The sequence below is a fragment of the Shewanella sp. genome (assembly GCF_048265805.1).
Lineage (GTDB): Bacteria > Pseudomonadota > Gammaproteobacteria > Enterobacterales > Shewanellaceae > Shewanella.
Window position 1 is genome coordinate 41,641 of record NZ_JBLXAT010000025.1, and the last position, 15,603, is coordinate 57,243.

At 49.1% G+C, this 15,603-nt stretch carries 12 protein-coding genes; 6 read left to right on the top strand and 6 right to left on the bottom strand.

Translation table 11 applies throughout. From position 1 onward, the window contains the following. The first annotated feature begins 176 nt into the window (after positions 1–176). The gene (locus tag ACN0TT_RS15985; RefSeq protein ID WP_417763142.1) at positions 177–1,205 is read left to right on the top strand and encodes a GGDEF domain-containing protein; all 1,029 of its coding nucleotides are present in this window, start codon (positions 177–179) and stop codon (positions 1,203–1,205) included. On the opposite strand, the gene ACN0TT_RS15990 is transcribed toward ACN0TT_RS15985, so the two are convergent. The 4 genes from ACN0TT_RS15990 to pdsO form a co-directional block, all read right to left on the bottom strand. After that, entirely contained in the window at positions 1,192–2,388 is a 1,197-nt protein-coding gene (locus ACN0TT_RS15990; protein WP_417763143.1) for a 1-acyl-sn-glycerol-3-phosphate acyltransferase, read from the bottom strand. The two genes, ACN0TT_RS15985 and ACN0TT_RS15990, sit on opposite strands and share 14 nt — an antisense overlap. 372 nt (positions 2,389–2,760) lie before the next feature. Then, the gene (locus ACN0TT_RS15995; protein WP_417763144.1) at positions 2,761–3,357 is read right to left on the bottom strand and encodes a class GN sortase; all 597 of its coding nucleotides are present in this window, start codon (positions 3,355–3,357) and stop codon (positions 2,761–2,763) included. Further along, positions 3,354–5,516: a marine proteobacterial sortase target protein gene (locus ACN0TT_RS16000; protein WP_417763145.1), complete on the bottom strand. Its 2,163-nt coding sequence runs from the start codon at positions 5,514–5,516 to the stop codon at positions 3,354–3,356. The genes ACN0TT_RS15995 and ACN0TT_RS16000 overlap by 4 nt, the downstream gene beginning before the upstream one ends. An 18-nt stretch (positions 5,517–5,534) precedes the next feature. After that, entirely contained in the window at positions 5,535–6,278 is a 744-nt protein-coding gene (gene pdsO, locus ACN0TT_RS16005) for a sortase-associated OmpA-like protein PdsO (protein ID WP_417763146.1), read from the bottom strand. Between the two features lie 212 nt (positions 6,279–6,490). Here pdsO and pdsR point away from each other — a divergent pair, with 212 nt between their 5' ends. Continuing rightward, a complete protein-coding gene (gene pdsR / locus ACN0TT_RS16010) occupies positions 6,491–7,186 on the top strand; it encodes a proteobacterial dedicated sortase system response regulator (RefSeq protein ID WP_417763147.1) in 696 nt (231 codons plus the stop codon). Between the two features lie 8 nt (positions 7,187–7,194). After that, entirely contained in the window at positions 7,195–9,351 is a 2,157-nt protein-coding gene (gene pdsS / locus ACN0TT_RS16015) for a proteobacterial dedicated sortase system histidine kinase (protein ID WP_417763156.1), read from the top strand. Between the two features lie 68 nt (positions 9,352–9,419). Here pdsS and ACN0TT_RS16020 read toward each other — a convergent pair whose 3' ends face one another. Next, the gene (locus ACN0TT_RS16020) at positions 9,420–10,349 is read right to left on the bottom strand and encodes a ZIP family metal transporter (protein WP_417763148.1); all 930 of its coding nucleotides are present in this window, start codon (positions 10,347–10,349) and stop codon (positions 9,420–9,422) included. A gap of 388 nt (positions 10,350–10,737) precedes the next feature. Here ACN0TT_RS16020 and ACN0TT_RS16025 point away from each other — a divergent pair, with 388 nt between their 5' ends. From ACN0TT_RS16025 to ACN0TT_RS16035, 3 genes are all read left to right on the top strand, one after another. After that, positions 10,738–11,919, top strand: a complete 1,182-nt coding sequence (locus tag ACN0TT_RS16025) for a cystathionine beta-lyase (protein ID WP_417763149.1) — start codon at positions 10,738–10,740, stop codon at positions 11,917–11,919. A 301-nt stretch (positions 11,920–12,220) separates the two neighbouring features. Next, a complete protein-coding gene (locus ACN0TT_RS16030; RefSeq protein WP_417763150.1) occupies positions 12,221–12,490 on the top strand; it encodes a YihD family protein in 270 nt (89 codons plus the stop codon). Positions 12,491–12,798: 308 nt separating this feature from the next. Then, positions 12,799–14,892 carry an immunoglobulin-like domain-containing protein gene (locus ACN0TT_RS16035; protein ID WP_417763151.1) on the top strand — a complete coding sequence of 698 codons (2,094 nt, stop codon included), beginning with the start codon at positions 12,799–12,801 and terminating at the stop codon, positions 14,890–14,892. 362 nt (positions 14,893–15,254) lie between these two features. Here the strand turns inward: ACN0TT_RS16035 and ACN0TT_RS16040 are convergent, their stop codons facing one another. Next, a complete protein-coding gene (locus tag ACN0TT_RS16040; protein ID WP_417763152.1) occupies positions 15,255–15,485 on the bottom strand; it encodes a hypothetical protein in 231 nt (76 codons plus the stop codon). Positions 15,486–15,603 lie beyond the last annotated feature (118 nt).

Genomic DNA, 15,603 nt, shown 5'->3' on the forward strand with positions numbered 1-15,603 from the left:
CGAACATTTGAATTTTTATTCAAAAAATCGCGATGATAAGTACCACAATGCCAGTGAGTTTGAGCGAATTAAGCGAGATGAAATCGGGCAGCGACGCCTAAGACGGCTACACTAAAAATTGTAATTTGATGTTCCAGTCGCATTTATGGACAAAAATCCACGTTTAGGACTTTTTTATGACGTTATCTCTGCTGCAACAAGCAGCACAATATTTAAAAAAGGCATTGCCGCTAATGCTGAAGTACCAAATCCCTATTACTCCTACCAATTATGCGTTGTGGTATGCGTATGTAAGTGAGCAAAATGCCCCGCTCAACAGCCAACTGGATGAAATTGTTAGTCAATACCAAACTTGCCCGCCGTCCGCCGCAGAGCAACTGTACCGCGAACATATCAGTAGTGAACAAGATCTTAATACGCGAGAAATACGTCAGAGCGTTGAGGCTATGACAGTTGAGCTCAGTCAATCTTTGCGTGATACCAGCCTTGACACCACCACGTTTCGTGAACGCTTGGACAAAAATTTTGGCAAGTTAAACCAACTAGAACAACAAGCCACTAGCCTTGAGCAGATCATGGATATGGTGCGCAATTTAGTACAGGACTCTGGCGAGATCCTCGACAGCACCGACTATTTCAACCAGCAGTTAGAGAAGTCGCAAAAAGAGATTCTACAACTGCAGCAAAAACTGCAAGCCGCTGAAAAAGACGGTTTGTTTGATGCGTTAACTGGCTGCTATAACCGCCGTGCGTTTGATGTTGATGTCAAACTGTTGGTGAAAGAAGTCCCCAACAAGCTATGCGTGATTATGGCGGATATTGACCATTTCAAGCGTATCAATGACACCTATGGCCATATGTTGGGCGACCAAGTATTAAAAGCGGTTTCTGCACGGCTAAGGGAGAACTGCCGTGAAGGCATGAAAGTGTACCGTTTCGGCGGAGAGGAGTTTGCCATTTTAGTACCTAACAGTCAGCTGCGTATGGCACGTCACGTTGCGGAATCATTCCGCCGCAGCATTGAGAAGGTCAGTGTTAAAGACCGACGCAAGAATGCCACCATCAATAATATCAGTGCCTCGTTTGGCGTGTCGGAATGGCAAAATAAAGATAGCCCCGCAAAGTTGTTAGAACGTGCTGATGCACAACTTTACGAGGCTAAGCGTTTAGGGCGCAATCGAGTCATGCCGATCAGCAATGATTAACCGCAGCTTGACTCAATTCATCCACGTCGGCGGTATCATCCATGGTTGTCGCTGTTGCGACAGGTTCATGGCGTTGATTAAACACCGGTTTGGCATACATCTGCTGTAACCGCTCGGCGGTTGCAGCAGATAAACCTTCGCAGCGCTGCGCCAACTGCTGTTGTGCAGCTAACAGTTTGCTATCGGTCAAGGTTTGCCCTTGCAGTTGCTGATACGCCACGGTGTTACTTGGGTGCAGATAGTAATGCTGCCAAATCTGTTCGTTAATGGCGGCAGCCACGGCCTCAGCCGATGCTAACGGCTGCTGTAGCGGTTTGCCAAATGACAGATGGATATGTCCTTTCTGCCCCACAAAGCCCGCCACAATGCTGTCGAGATCTTCACTGTCCTGTTTTTCATAACAGCCGGATTCGGCGATACACTGCAACTCTTTTGCTTTGGCAATATCACAAGGGTCCCACTCGTAAGAGATGGCCACAGGCACAATGTTGAGCGAGGCAATATAGTCGCTAAATTCCATGGTTTTCGGACGATTAAGCCCCAGCATAGAGATCACCGCCGGATTGGTTCTATCGTCACCATCTTTGGCGCGCCCTTCACGTTGAGCAATCCAGATATGTTCGTTATCGCTGGTAAGCGATTGGTGAATAAAGGCCGAGAGCTGTTTCGAGGCTTTCAGTTTGTCACGCGGACTTTTAGCGGAACGCTTGACCACAAAACTCTTGTTCACGCGGATTAAATCTTCCACGTATTTTTCAGTCATCAAGTTGTCGCCCACCGCGATGCGTAACGTGCGTTGACCATTTTGATGCAGCGCATAGTTGACCAATGCGGGATCTAACACAATGTCGCGGTGATTACTGATAAACAAACAGGCACGATCTTTCGGTAGATGCTCAAGGCCCGACACGGTCAAATTGGTCACACTGCGGTCAATCATCTGTTGCAAATATTTCAGCACCAACAGTTGTACGTCATACACGCAGTTGAGCTTGGTCGCTTTACTGTGCAACCCACGACGGATAAGCGGCCGAATAATCCAAGGCAGATATTGAGCCAACTTAGGAAAACGTAAATGCGCCATCGCGCGAATAAAATCAGGGCTAGCCACAACACGCGCTAACACCTCGTTGACTTCGGAGTCATCATAGGGACGAATATCGTCAAAGTTATTATTGTTCATTCAATCCGTTCAGTTGCCGCCTTACTGCGCACAACTGACCTACTTCGCAATACAAAAAAGACAGGTAATGCTAACACTGCCTGTGTTTATCGCACAACGTCGATAAGTAAACCCTGCGACAACGCTAGCGCCGACTGACCATGCTTATGGCATTTTGTCCCTGCTGGCGCGTGTTTTAACCAGCGTTCCCAAAAACGCTGTCCCGTATCCAATCATTGGTCAGCAGAACGTCCAAGCTAACAGGTCAGCCGCCCGAAAGCTTGCTGACCTTTGTGCTATATTGCTTGCTGAGTTGGCTAGGCATCAGGATGCTCGCCTCGTTGATAACGCGATCAATGTAAACAACCATCAAATGCCAACGCCCAACCGCCACTAGGCCGAATGTTTCAATAATGGCATGGCAATTTCGTCTGCCTGCACCACAAAACGTAGCTCGGCGCCGCCATTCAAAGCATTGAATGGATAACAGGTAAGCAAGGTCAGCATGGGCGCGCCTTGATCTTGCAACCATTGTGTTTGCGATTGATGCACAATCATGGTCGAACGAATGCGGTAATAGTGGATATCCCCCGTCATCGACTGTAAGCGAAGCTCTTGTCCCTTCTTGGCATGCGCCAATACGGCAAAGTGCGTATCACGGTGTCCGGCAATCACCGTATTACCGCCTTTACCAGCAGCAGCACTGGAAAGCACCTGCGCTGGGCCAAACGCTAAGTTACGGCCGCTGGCCCCCGCGAGCACATATAGCGGCGGATTATCGCCAATCCACAGTTTTCCTATCGGATGGGTATCCGCCCAAAACCAAGGTTTGTGCGCTTCACCATCGTTAATGGTTTTGTCCCAGGCTTCCTCAATTAAGTATTGAGCAAACATCGCCTTGGCTTGCATATAGCCTCCTTTAGCCATTAAGGCCGCGCCCACTAATACGATGAGCAGCGCGGCTAGATGAACCCATTGACGCCGAATCATGATGCCAAACGAGGTTGTTTAGGGTGACGGCTCAGCCAACATACCGCGCCGCCGAGTAACAACAGCAAGGCACCTAACAGCAGTAACAAACGGCTGTTACTGGCAGTCTGTGGCAGGTTGCCCATGGGTGGCTGCCAGCCTGCGGGCATCTTACTGGCCAGCTCACTCTGCCGCGCATCTTGCGGTGTCGGATTTACCGGGGTGACATCGACAGCCACTAAACTGGTGTAACGACTCACTAAGTGATATTTCATCGCTAAGGCAGTGATTTGCTGTTCCGTACGGTCACGGTTGCTATCGTCCTGCGCCAGCTCCAGCGCACCTATCTGGCCGCGCGCCCATAACAGATCGAGTCCGCTATCGCGTTGCTCTGCCGTTAAATCCAGTTGTTGTTGCCAGAATTGCCCCGCCACATTGCCAGATATCGTGAGGGCACTATGACGGCCATGCGCTTGCTTAATGCTGACTATCACTGGTTCATCCAGATACAGGTCGGGTATTTGTGATGGCCAGTAGTCAGGCACTGTGCCGTCGTCAAAGCGCAACTGCACATCAGTCACTACTGGCGCGGCGATTTTCTCCAGCAGCGCCACCGTTTTAGTGGCGACATCTTCGCCATAACCTATATAGGTAAAGGTTCCTCGGCCCGCCTGTGCTGCCCGTTTCATAAAGTAACCATTCGGTGCACTACCGATACCGACAGTGAATAATCGGCTGTCGCCCAAGCGCTGATGGATAAAGTTAAACAACTGTTTTTCGTTACCCACGGCGCCGTCAGTCATGAAAATCACTTGCCGCAGCACGCCTTGTGGCACTTGGTACCGACTGGGTAGCGCACTATCCAACGCTTTACCCATTTCTGTACCACCATTGGCCTCTAGCGCGGCAACAAACTGCTGAGCGCGACCAATATTGCTCGCTGTTGCGGGTAAGCTTTGCGGTGACAGCGCGGTAACATCGTTATTGAATGCCAGCACATTAAAACTGTCTTGCGGCCTCAAGCTGGTCAGCGCAAAACGTACGGCGTCTTTGGCTTGTTGCATTGAGGCTCCGCTCATGGAACCTGAAGTATCCACCACTAACACCAAATCACGCGGCATGGGCTGTTCCGGCTTGCTTTGTGGCGGCATCAACATCAGTAAACTGTAATCTTGCGCCGCCGCAACGGATTGATTGGCAACCGCTGCGGGCTGATGGGTCTGCCCTTGTTGGCTGAACAATGCAGCTTGTGGCGTACTGCCATTAGCGGGTTGCCACCGAAAAATAAAATCACGATCCGCCCTCATATTGGCAAAGCTAAATTGCTGCTGGTCGCCATCATCGGCTAACTTGGTCAATGTATGACTCGGCGACGTTGCCGTAGCCAGCGGCAAACCCGCCTGCAACTCAAGTTTGATACTGACATTGCCAGCATTGGCAGCTTCATCGGCGGTTGCTGGTTCAAACGAACTGACGCCATGAATGGCCGCCGCATCGTCAACATCGGCATAATCTTGTGGCAGATAACGTGGGGTGTAAGTCATCGGAAAACGTACCGATAACGCGCCTTCGCGATAATCCACCTGCTGCTGATAACTAAATTGCACCTTAATCGTCTGACCTGGGCCTAAGTTAGCCACCTCGGCGGTAAATAAATTAGGGCGTTGCTGACTCAAAAGTGATGCTTGCTTACCTTGGGCTTTGGCTTCCTCAAACATCTCTTTTGCTTTCTGTTTCGGTTGGATCTGCCCTTCTATCACGCGCTCACCAATCTGCATATTGAGGGAGTCTACTGCGGCATTCTCCGGCAACGGGAACAGATAGCGTCCGTGCAACCATTGCTCGCTGTCGTTGGTGTAGCTTTGGGTCACGGTGACCCGATTGGTCCAACCGTTGATCTGCATATCCACTTGCGTTGTTAACTTAGGCGGTGCGACTTCGCCGCTACTGTTATACAACTGCATAGTGCCGCTGCCGGGCCAGTCTGGATTCAGCTTTGACTCGCGGTTAACCGACGCGGTGGCGCTGACTGAATTGAGTAAATTAAGTAGCAGCAATCCCAGCAGTAATAATCCGCCCGTAGACAGGCTATTGGCCAGCCACAAAGGTGGCTGGACTAGCGCTGCCAGCGCACATCGGCGCTGGCGGGATGGGTAGTTCATATCCATTAACTTGACCATCAGCTAAGCTCTCCGCCATTAGTTACGATTAGCGGTCATCGCTGCTTCTGGGTTTTGCAGGCGTAACGACACGCGACGGTCAAAGAAGTTACCTTCTGCGGTTTGCTCGGCCATCAACGGAGCGGTATCGCCATAAGCTTTGGTATGCAAGCGGCCGGCATCGACCCCATGGTTAACTAAATAGTCTTTCACGGCGGCTACACGTTGTTCAGACAATGCCAAGTTAGTATCCGAGTTACCTTGGCGGTCAGCATAACCTGACAGATCTAGCGTCAACTCTGGTGCCATACTCATGGCAAAAGCGATATCGTCCAACTGTTTAGCAAAGTGCGGCTCAATGTCGTAGGTGCCGGTTCGGAATTGCACATCCATGCCGATAGTCAACTCTTCCAGCTTAGCGGCACGCGCGGTTTGCACAGCTTTCAACTGGCGTTGCGCATCGGCATATTGGGCTTGCAGTGTTTCCAGTGATTGTTGGCGTTCATTCAACGCCACAATTTGTGCTTGTTGGTTTTGCACGGTTTTGTCTTGCTCTTTGATGTAGTCATCATCTGCGACAGATTTGCCCATCAATGCGCCAGCAAAACCACCGACGATGGCACCGATTGGGCCGCCGACGATAGCACCGGCTGCGATACCGCTGCCCAGACCGATAGCGGTTTCTTTATCACCGTGAGTCGCGGCGTTTTCTGCTGCCATTGCTGGCGCTGCTGACATAACTAAAGTTGAAGCGATTAAGGTGGCGACGATGTGCTTTTTCATAATGATATTCCTTGTTGTTTAATGTGTTCCGCAGTAGCTGCGTCGTTTCGATGGAGACATTAAACCGTAGCCAAATGGCAACGAAGAGGAGCAAAAGTGGCACTTCACCGATGAATTGTGGCAACAAAATGGCAAAGCACCTTAGCCGCTTTTTTCAGACGCAAATTGTTGTATAGTCTGCGCTAACTGATGAATAGGAAGTTACCGATACCATGAAACGCATTGCCATCGTTGAAGATGAAGCCGCCATTCGCGAGAACTATAAGGACGTATTACAAAATCAGGGATACAGCGTGCAGGCCTATGCTAATCGCCAACAAGCGATGCAAGCGTTTAATACCCGCCTGCCCGATTTAGCCATTATTGATATTGGCCTAGAAGATGAAATCGACGGTGGCTTTACCTTGTGCCAAGCATTGCGTGGATTATCGAGCACCCTGCCGATTATCTTTCTGACCGCGCGTGATAGTGACTTTGATACGGTATGTGGCCTGCGCCTTGGTGCCGATGACTATCTCAGTAAAGATGTCAGCTTTCCGCATCTGCTGGCGCGCTTGGCAGCACTGTTTCGCCGCAGCGAACTGGCAGCCAATGAAGCGCCAAGCACGACCCAACTGCTAGAGCGAGGCCCGTTGTCGATTGATGTTAACCGCATGCAAGTGAGTTGGAATGAACACCCGATCGAACTCACCGTTACCGAATTTTGGATGGTGCACGCCATGGCTAAGCACCCCGGCCATGTGCGTAGCCGAGGCGATTTGATGCAAGAAGCCAAAATCTACGTTGATGATTCCACCATCACCTCGCACATTAAACGGATCCGCAAAAAATTCATCGCCATCGATGCTAACTTTGATTGCATCGACACCGTATACGGCATGGGTTATCGCTGGGACGCTCACGGGTGAAGTTAACTATGTATCATCCGCCTATTGGCCTGCGTACCAAAACATTAGTGTTGTCCCTGTTCCTACTAGGTTTACCTTGGCTCGGTTATAAATATGTGTGGGAGATGGAAAAATACCTGCGCTACGGCCAAGAAAAAACCCTGGAAGGCACCACCCAAGCGGTCGCGACGGCACTGCACGAACGCCCTAAACTGTTTGATAAACAAGCCAGCTTTCTCAAGCAGGTAGAAAAAGGCCGCGACTTATATGCCTATCCACTCAACGGCCCGATCCAGCTTGATGGCAAATTGTCTGACTGGGACGAATACAGCCACAAAGCGATGGAATACGGCAGCGATAACCGGCTGTTTCTGGCACAAAATAGCGACTCGAAACTGCACTTCCGCCACATGGTGGGTAAATATTCCGGCTACCTGTACGCCTTTTTTGAAGTGAGCGATGCCAGCGTGGTTTATCGTGGCCGCAACAGCTTAGCAGTCGATCGCAACGACATGCTGGCGATTGCCACCTTGGCGCCGGACGGTAAATTCCGCCGTTATGTTATCGCCAATATGCAAGATGGCTGGCTCAGCGCCTTTGAACTGCCGGAAGATCCCACGCTAGATACGCCAGTAAAACCGGAGATCCGCATTCAAGGCCAATGGAAGAAAACCGACGTTGGCTACAACATCGAACTGCGCATGCCGTTAGAGATGGTGGGGTCGAAACTCGGCTTTGCCATTCACGATGTTAACGACAAAAACAGCCGCAATGTGGAAGCCATTGTGGGCACCTCCGCCACCGACAGCGCCGATAAGCTCGGCACTGTGTTGCTGCCCTCCCCTGAGATTGAAAGCATTATCAAAGGCATGGGACATAACAACTCACGTATTTGGGTGGTGGATATTCACGGCCGCGTACTGGCAAAATCCGGTAATTTGCACGACGGTGGCGGCGTGTGGGCCGAAGCGGAAAACGAGCCGCAGACCTTTTGGAGCAAGGTACAACAAAAATACCTTAACCCTCTGTATTACAAGATATTGACTCGACCACCGGATGACTTTGTTGATGCGCTGAAAGACTCCACCGAGCTACAGGGCAGCCATATTCAACAGGCGCTGTCTGGCAAGTTAGCGTCAACTTGGCGACTCACGCCCGATAAAAAAGCGGTCGTACTGGCCGCCGCCAGCCCGATTTGGATTGACGATAAAGTGATGGGCGCAGTGATTGCCGAGGAAACCACCCACGGTATTCGTACACTGCGTAACCGCGCGTTGGAAAAGCTATTTAACATCATTCTGTTAGTGATGAGCATTGGCACCTTAAGCCTATTTTTCTTTGCTTCCAGCATCTCCAGCCGCGTGCGTAAATTGCGCGACCAAGCGGAGCAATCGATCGACAGCCAAGGCCGCATCCGTAACGCCATTGTGCCATCACCAGTACGGGATGAGATTGGCGATCTATCACGCAGCTTTGCCAACGTGGTTGGCCGCCTCAGCCAATACACCCATTATTTAGAAAACATGTCGTCGCGCTTATCGCATGAATTACGCACCCCCGTAGCGGTAGTGCGCAGTTCGCTGGAGCACCTGAGTTTGCAGTCGATTGATAGTGATGCCATGAAATATGTTGATCGGGCACAGGAAGGTGTTAAACGGCTATCACTGATCTTGTCTAACATGAGTGAAGCAACCCGTTTGGAAGAGTCATTATCCAATGCCGAAGCCGATCAGTTTCCGCTCAGCAAGGTGATCAGTGGCTGTATCGCCGGTTATCAGATGACCTACCCGAACGAGCAATTTGCCTTCACCGCCCCCAGTGAGCCGATGATGATGCTGGGCGTACCAGAATATATTGCGCAACTGATGGATAAACTCATTGGCAACGCCATCGAGTTCCATACGCCCGGCAGTATTGTGCAGGTGAAGCTGATCCAACAAGCCAAACATGCCATTCTCACGGTAGAGAACTTAGGGCCACAACTGCCGGAAAATATGGCAGAGGAGATTTTTGAATCCATGGTGTCGGTGCGCAACCAAAATACCCAGCAAAAACCCCATCTGGGGTTAGGGCTATATATTGCTAGATTGATTGCGGCTTTCCACGGTGGCAGCATCCGCGCCGCGAACTTAGCCGATGGTACTGGCGTAGTATTTACCGTGACCCTGCCACTACAAGCAAGTTAGTTTAGGCTAACATGCAACAGGCGCGTTCGAAGCAATATCGAGCGCGCCTTTTTGTTTTATCGCCAACCTTATCCCAACGTGGTGTCGAGGATCATCATCAATGCAAAGCCCACCATTAAGCCTTGCGTCGCCAGCATTTGGTGGCCGTTGCGGTGTGTTTCGGGGATCACCTCGTGCGACACTACAAACAACATGGCACCACCGGCTAACCCCAAGCCAATCGGATAAGCCAGCATAAAGCCGCCAGCAAGTCCGACGCCAAGCAGCGCGCCGAGCAACTCTAAAATACCGGTAGCACTGGCCACCAGCACCGAAAACAGCGGCGTAAAGCCTACCGCACGCAAGGTTAGCGCCACCGCTAAGCCTTCAGGAATATCTTGCAGCGCAATGGCGGTCGTCAGCGGTAAGCCGATAGACACATCACCTTGCGCAAAGCCCACGCCCACCGCCATGCCTTCTGGCAAGTTATGCAGCGCAATGGCAAATACAAATAACCAGGCACGGCCACAGCGTTCGTTACCTGGGCCGCACGGGCCCGTTTGCGCGTGTTCATGCGGGGTAAAATAATCCAACCCCATCATCAGCGCCACGCCCACCGCCATCCCTAAAATCACCAAACCGCCGCCCGCAATCTTGCTGCCCGTGATCTCGGTGCCCGCTTCAACACCCGGTAATAACAGTGAAAATGCCGACGCCGCTAACATCATGCCCGCCGCAAACCCCAGCATGGCATCCTCTAACTTTTGCGGAATTGATTTGAGCAGTAATGCAGGGATTGCCCCCGCGCTGGTACCAATAAAACACGCTAATCCCCCCAAAGCGGCATACTGCATAAACTGCTGTTGTTCAGGCGATTCCAGCAGGAACAGGCTCTGCGCAAACAGCGCAATCACCAGCAGCAAAGAGCTTAACAGCCCTGCCGTCATCAACGGATGGGCCTTGGCGTGGTCGCGCAGAATTCCCCACCAAGAAGCATTTGATTGAACACTAAAATCCATAAAATTCCTCGCACAAACCTGTGTCAGGTAGCTCATCACAGCAATACGCTGTAGCTAGAAAAAAGAGTTAACCGCTGGTTGACCAACGGGGGAATTGCGTTGTTATTGAAGGCGCGACATTATCCTCCAACACTGTAGCGTTAGCGCGCCGAGCTGTCATATGGAATCGTTCGATTAACGCAACCGATTAATAATATGGCGAGCTAGCGCCTAAACTCTGGCATATCGCGCCGCAGTGCTTGAAGATTTTTCATTATGGAATTTGCTGTTTTAGCGCCGACAAATCGCCAAATAAGGTGTTAAGATGCCAATCCACAAGTGAATCAAAGGTGTATTGCCCATCTCGCTATCAAACCCTCAGTAGTTGGATGCAGTTAAAGAGTCGCACATGAAAAAAGCCACGCAGATCGTCTCACTCGGACGCGATAAAAAATGGAGTAAAGGGGTGGTAAACCCACCGGTTGTACGCGCTTCTACCGTTATTTTTGACACGTTGGAACAGATGAGCCACGCCGCAGCCAAACGTGGTGAAGGCGAGATGTTTTATGGCCGTCGCGGCACCGATACGCACTTTGCCTTGCAAGCCGCCATTGCCGAGCTTGAAGGTGGTGCGGGTACTGCTCTTTATCCATCGGGTGCCGCAGCGATTAGCGGCGCGTTATTATCGTTTCTGAAAAGTGGCGACCATCTGCTGATGGTAGACAGCGTCTATGAACCCACCCGCGACTTATGTGACAAAATCCTCAAAGGCTACGGCGTTGAAACCACTTATTACGATCCACTGATTGGTGCTGGTATTGACGCCTTGATTCGCCCAAACACCAAAGTGCTGTTTTTAGAATCGCCCGGCTCTATCACCATGGAAGTGCAAGATGTGCCCACCTTGTGCCGCATCGCCCATCAACATGGCTTAATCACCATGTTGGATAACACGTGGTCATCCCCCATCAACTGCCGCCCATTTGAACTCGGCATTGATATCTCAATTCAGGCCGCCACCAAATACATTGTGGGCCACTCCGATGTGATGATGGGTACCGCCACCGCGACCGAACAGTACTGGCCACAACTACGTGAAAACAGCTACTTGCTTGGTCAGTGTGTCTCCGCCGATGATGCCTACCTCGCCCTGCGTGGCTTGCGTACCCTAGGCATTCGTTTGGCACAGCAAGAAAAGAACGCGCTGGAAATCGCCCACTGGTTGGATGCCCGCGATGATGTCGATCATATTCGCCACCCAGCCTTTCCATCTTGCCCCGGCCACGAGTTTTTCAAACGCGACTATCTTGGCAGCAACGGTTTGTTCTCATTTGTGCTAAAACAAGGCGGCAATAAGAAAGCGATGCAAGCCTTTGTTGAAGGTATGGAACACTTCAAAATGGGCTTCTCATGGGGCGGTTATGAAAGCCTCATTCTGGCCGAATTCGGCATTGAGAGGATTAGAACGGCTACTCAATGGGACAGCAGTAAACCTATGTTCCGCGTCCATATTGGTCTTGAAGATACTGAAGATCTGATTGCCGACTTAGACGCCGCCTTTGCCCGCTACCACGCGGCGCTAGGCGAATAGTCACCGACAGCAGATTGACTGCAAACGCCGCTCAAGCTAGCGCTATCCTCAAGGTTGGCGCGACACTTCAGCGGCGTTGTTGTATCGGTATTTTGTGTCTCCGAACGGCGCGCCCCTACTTTGCCATGCTCACTCGCCACACTTAATAGCCATTCACCAAGCAAACATTACTCTCACCGAATCATTACAGATAAAATGTGCGCCACGTGGCAGCAGCGACGATAAATCCACCAAAGGGCTTTGCAGCCCACTACGGCACTGCTACTCTCGATTGAAACTCTCGACAGACAAGGAATGAACTATGAGCTGCCATCGCATCAATGAATTACTCGACATGCTAAATCCCGCTTGGCAAAAAGACCCCAACCTCAATCTCGTGCAATTTCTACAAAAATTGGCCGACGAAGCGGGTTTTAAAGGCTCACTGAGCGACCTGTCAGATGATGTACTGATCTACCAACTCAAAATGCGCGACATCGACAGCAGCGCCCCAATTCCCGGCATTCAAAAGGATTATGTCGAAGATTTTAAGACCGCCATTTTAAAAGCACGCGGCATGTTGGATGAATAAAATACGCCGCTTGTGTATGGAGCAAATTAAAACGAAGACAGACATACCTATAAAAAAGCTGCCTGTCTGAATTGTATATACAGCCCAATAAATCAAAAATAGTGCTTAGCAAAGCGTCCACTATTACGGGAGCAGATCACCTCATCCTACTTCAAATTTCATACATTAGATTAAAGCAGTAAGACATTTTAGGTGTAAAAGTTGTTTATTAATTCCACAAAAACATGCTAAATTTCCGGCGCTCGACCAGATGCTCACAGATGCTCATGGTCGGATATGGATATTTTTCAAAGATAAGGAAATCAAGCATGAAGAAATTATGCGTGCTGCTATTGTCTACATCAGTAATGCTTGCTGGTTGTGGAGGAGACAGTAGTGATGACAATAAACAAGGTGATAGTGTTGCACCGACAATAACGCTCAATGGCGCTGCATCAATTACGCTAGAGTATGGTTCAAGTTATGAAGAACTTGGAGCAACCGCCGTAGATGCCGTTGATGGAGCTGTCAGTGTAGATATTTCAAATACGCTAGATTTATCTGTATTAGGTACATATGTTATTAATTACACCGCCTCAGATAGTTCGGGAAATACCGCTACTGCCACTCGTGAAGTTAATGTTGTAGATACTACACCGCCAGTCATAAACTTAATTGGTGGCAATACAATAGAGTTATTAGCTTCCGAAACCTATGAAGACCCTACTACAGCTACTGATGGCTACGACGGTGAAATAGCCGTAGAAACCTCTGGCGACTTAGATACAAATTCAGAGGGAACTTACACCGTCACTTACACGGCAACAGACACTTCAGGTAATACGGCGTCTGAAACTAGAACAATTCAAGTTTTAGCCAGTGACAATCTCAATATTCAAGCTAAAAATTATTTTACAGGGGAGCCCATCCCTAGCGTAGATATAAGTGTAAATTCTATTCGTTCTGAACACACGATTACTCGAGAAGGTAGCACTGATACAAGTGGAAGCATCTCCATTTTAACGAGCCATGATGCAACTAAATTGGTTGTTAACGCCGATGCGCGAGGATACGGCGAATACAGTACGATTGCATATAACGGAGATAATATTGTTACTGTATTTTTACAGCCTGTTAATGCCACTGTTGAATTTTCAGCATCTGCAGCAGCGAGCTTAGATGTTGAAGGGCAAAATATTGTAACGCTACCAGCAAACGCTATCGTAGATGAAAACGGTAATGTTCCATCCGGTAATATAAGCGCCGAAATAACGATTATTGACCCTAGCGTTGATCCGAGCTTAATGCCTGGCAATTATGAAACGGTTAATAATGAAACTGGCGAAATTAACACCATCGAGAGTTTTGGTGCTGTTAGCGTTCAGTTTGTTGATGATGCGAATAATCAGTACAACTTAGCCACAGGACAGACAGCCACGATAAGAATTCCGGCAACTGGAACCACACCTCCTAGTTCTATTCCACTTTACTATTTTGATCGTGAAAGTGGCTATTGGATAGAAGAAGGAACGGCAACGCTTACGGCTGATGATAGTGGTAATGAGTACTTCGAGGGAAATGTTAGCCACTTTACTACGTGGAATGCTGACATCACCTACGATTCAATTCAAATCCAAGGCTGCGTTATAGATACCGAAGGTACGGCGATATTAAATGCCGACGTCAGCACTCAAGGGAACGATTATTTAGGGCAATCTTGGGCACGAACAGACATCAACGGTGGCTTTTCTATCGCTGCCAAAAAAAATGCGTCAGTGTTGTTATCAGTTAAATCGAATACAGGTGCAAGTCGTACCCTAACCATAGACACAGATGAAAGCGATTATACTGTGAATGAGTGCATGCAATTAGCTCCAGCAGCAGCAGTTATCACTCTCACCTGGGGCGAAAATCCACGTGATTTGGACACACACTTCTTCGGACCAAATAGTGAATTGGGGGATCAACCATTTACACTAGACTTTTTCACTCCTGAAGTTTTGCTCGGCGACAGCACCATTTGGTTAGATGTCGACGATGTTTATAGTTATGGCCCAGAGGTCACCACCATAAGCTCGTTACCATATGCTGGTCGCTATAGTTATGCTGTGTATCACTTTTTCGGGGAGGGAGATATTGCCTCCTCGCCTGCACGTGTAAAATTAGAATACGCAGGTCAAACGCAGGTATTCTCACCACCGGCTGGCGCAGCTACAGAATGTTGGGCTGTATTTGACTTTGTTGTATCTGAAGCGGGGACGGTGACTGTTGAGCCAGTTGCTAGATGGACTGACGAAGCTTACTGTCATGCAGAGTATTATGATATGCCGCAATCAATAGTCACTCCACAGAACGCCATGCAAAAAAACAACAAGGCGTTGTTACCTAAAATGATTAAGTCTAAATATTACGATAGCAAGTAGCATTTAGGCGCTGTATATAACGACAATGCTTTAAGACGAAGGCGAGCGTTTAACACGTTCGCCTTAATTGTGGTCACCTCTGTGTAGCAACTCACACGGAGCATTAAGAAAATGGCTGCAACGTTGTTAACTGCGGCAATTTGGACAGCGACGAAGCTCGGTCAATGAGTGAATAGTTGCTCGAATGTATCGACGGCACTAAGTCAGCGATATAACCTTCCGCCTTGATGACTAGGGATAGTGAAAAGTAATTAAAAAATACTCTCTTATCGGTGCACAACAGCAGTGTCTGCTTCACTCATAAAACCAGCAACAAAGTACCACCACATGATGAACATCCCCTTTAGTGTGTTTTATATCTGTCACACCCATGTCATTTGGTCCTTTAATAATGACAAGATACTCTCTGTCATTTTTATTGAATCTTCCGGCTGGTTGAATTTTTTCTTTAATTCTAGTTGAGTACTCCAAATCTCAATTTGGTCTAATGGTTTATCACGATCTAATGGAATACCATCTGGCGACATCTGAGCTGGATCTAAAACGAATTGCATTTGCGAATTTTGCTCATCTGTAATTAAGGGCAACCGCATGAATGCTTATTAATTGAACACACTGCTAAATCCCGCTGTTAATACGTCCTCCAGATAATCGGTTTTCATCCAAGCGCGTTTTTGCTTTGCTGGAATAATGCCTTTTGATGATTCTGCA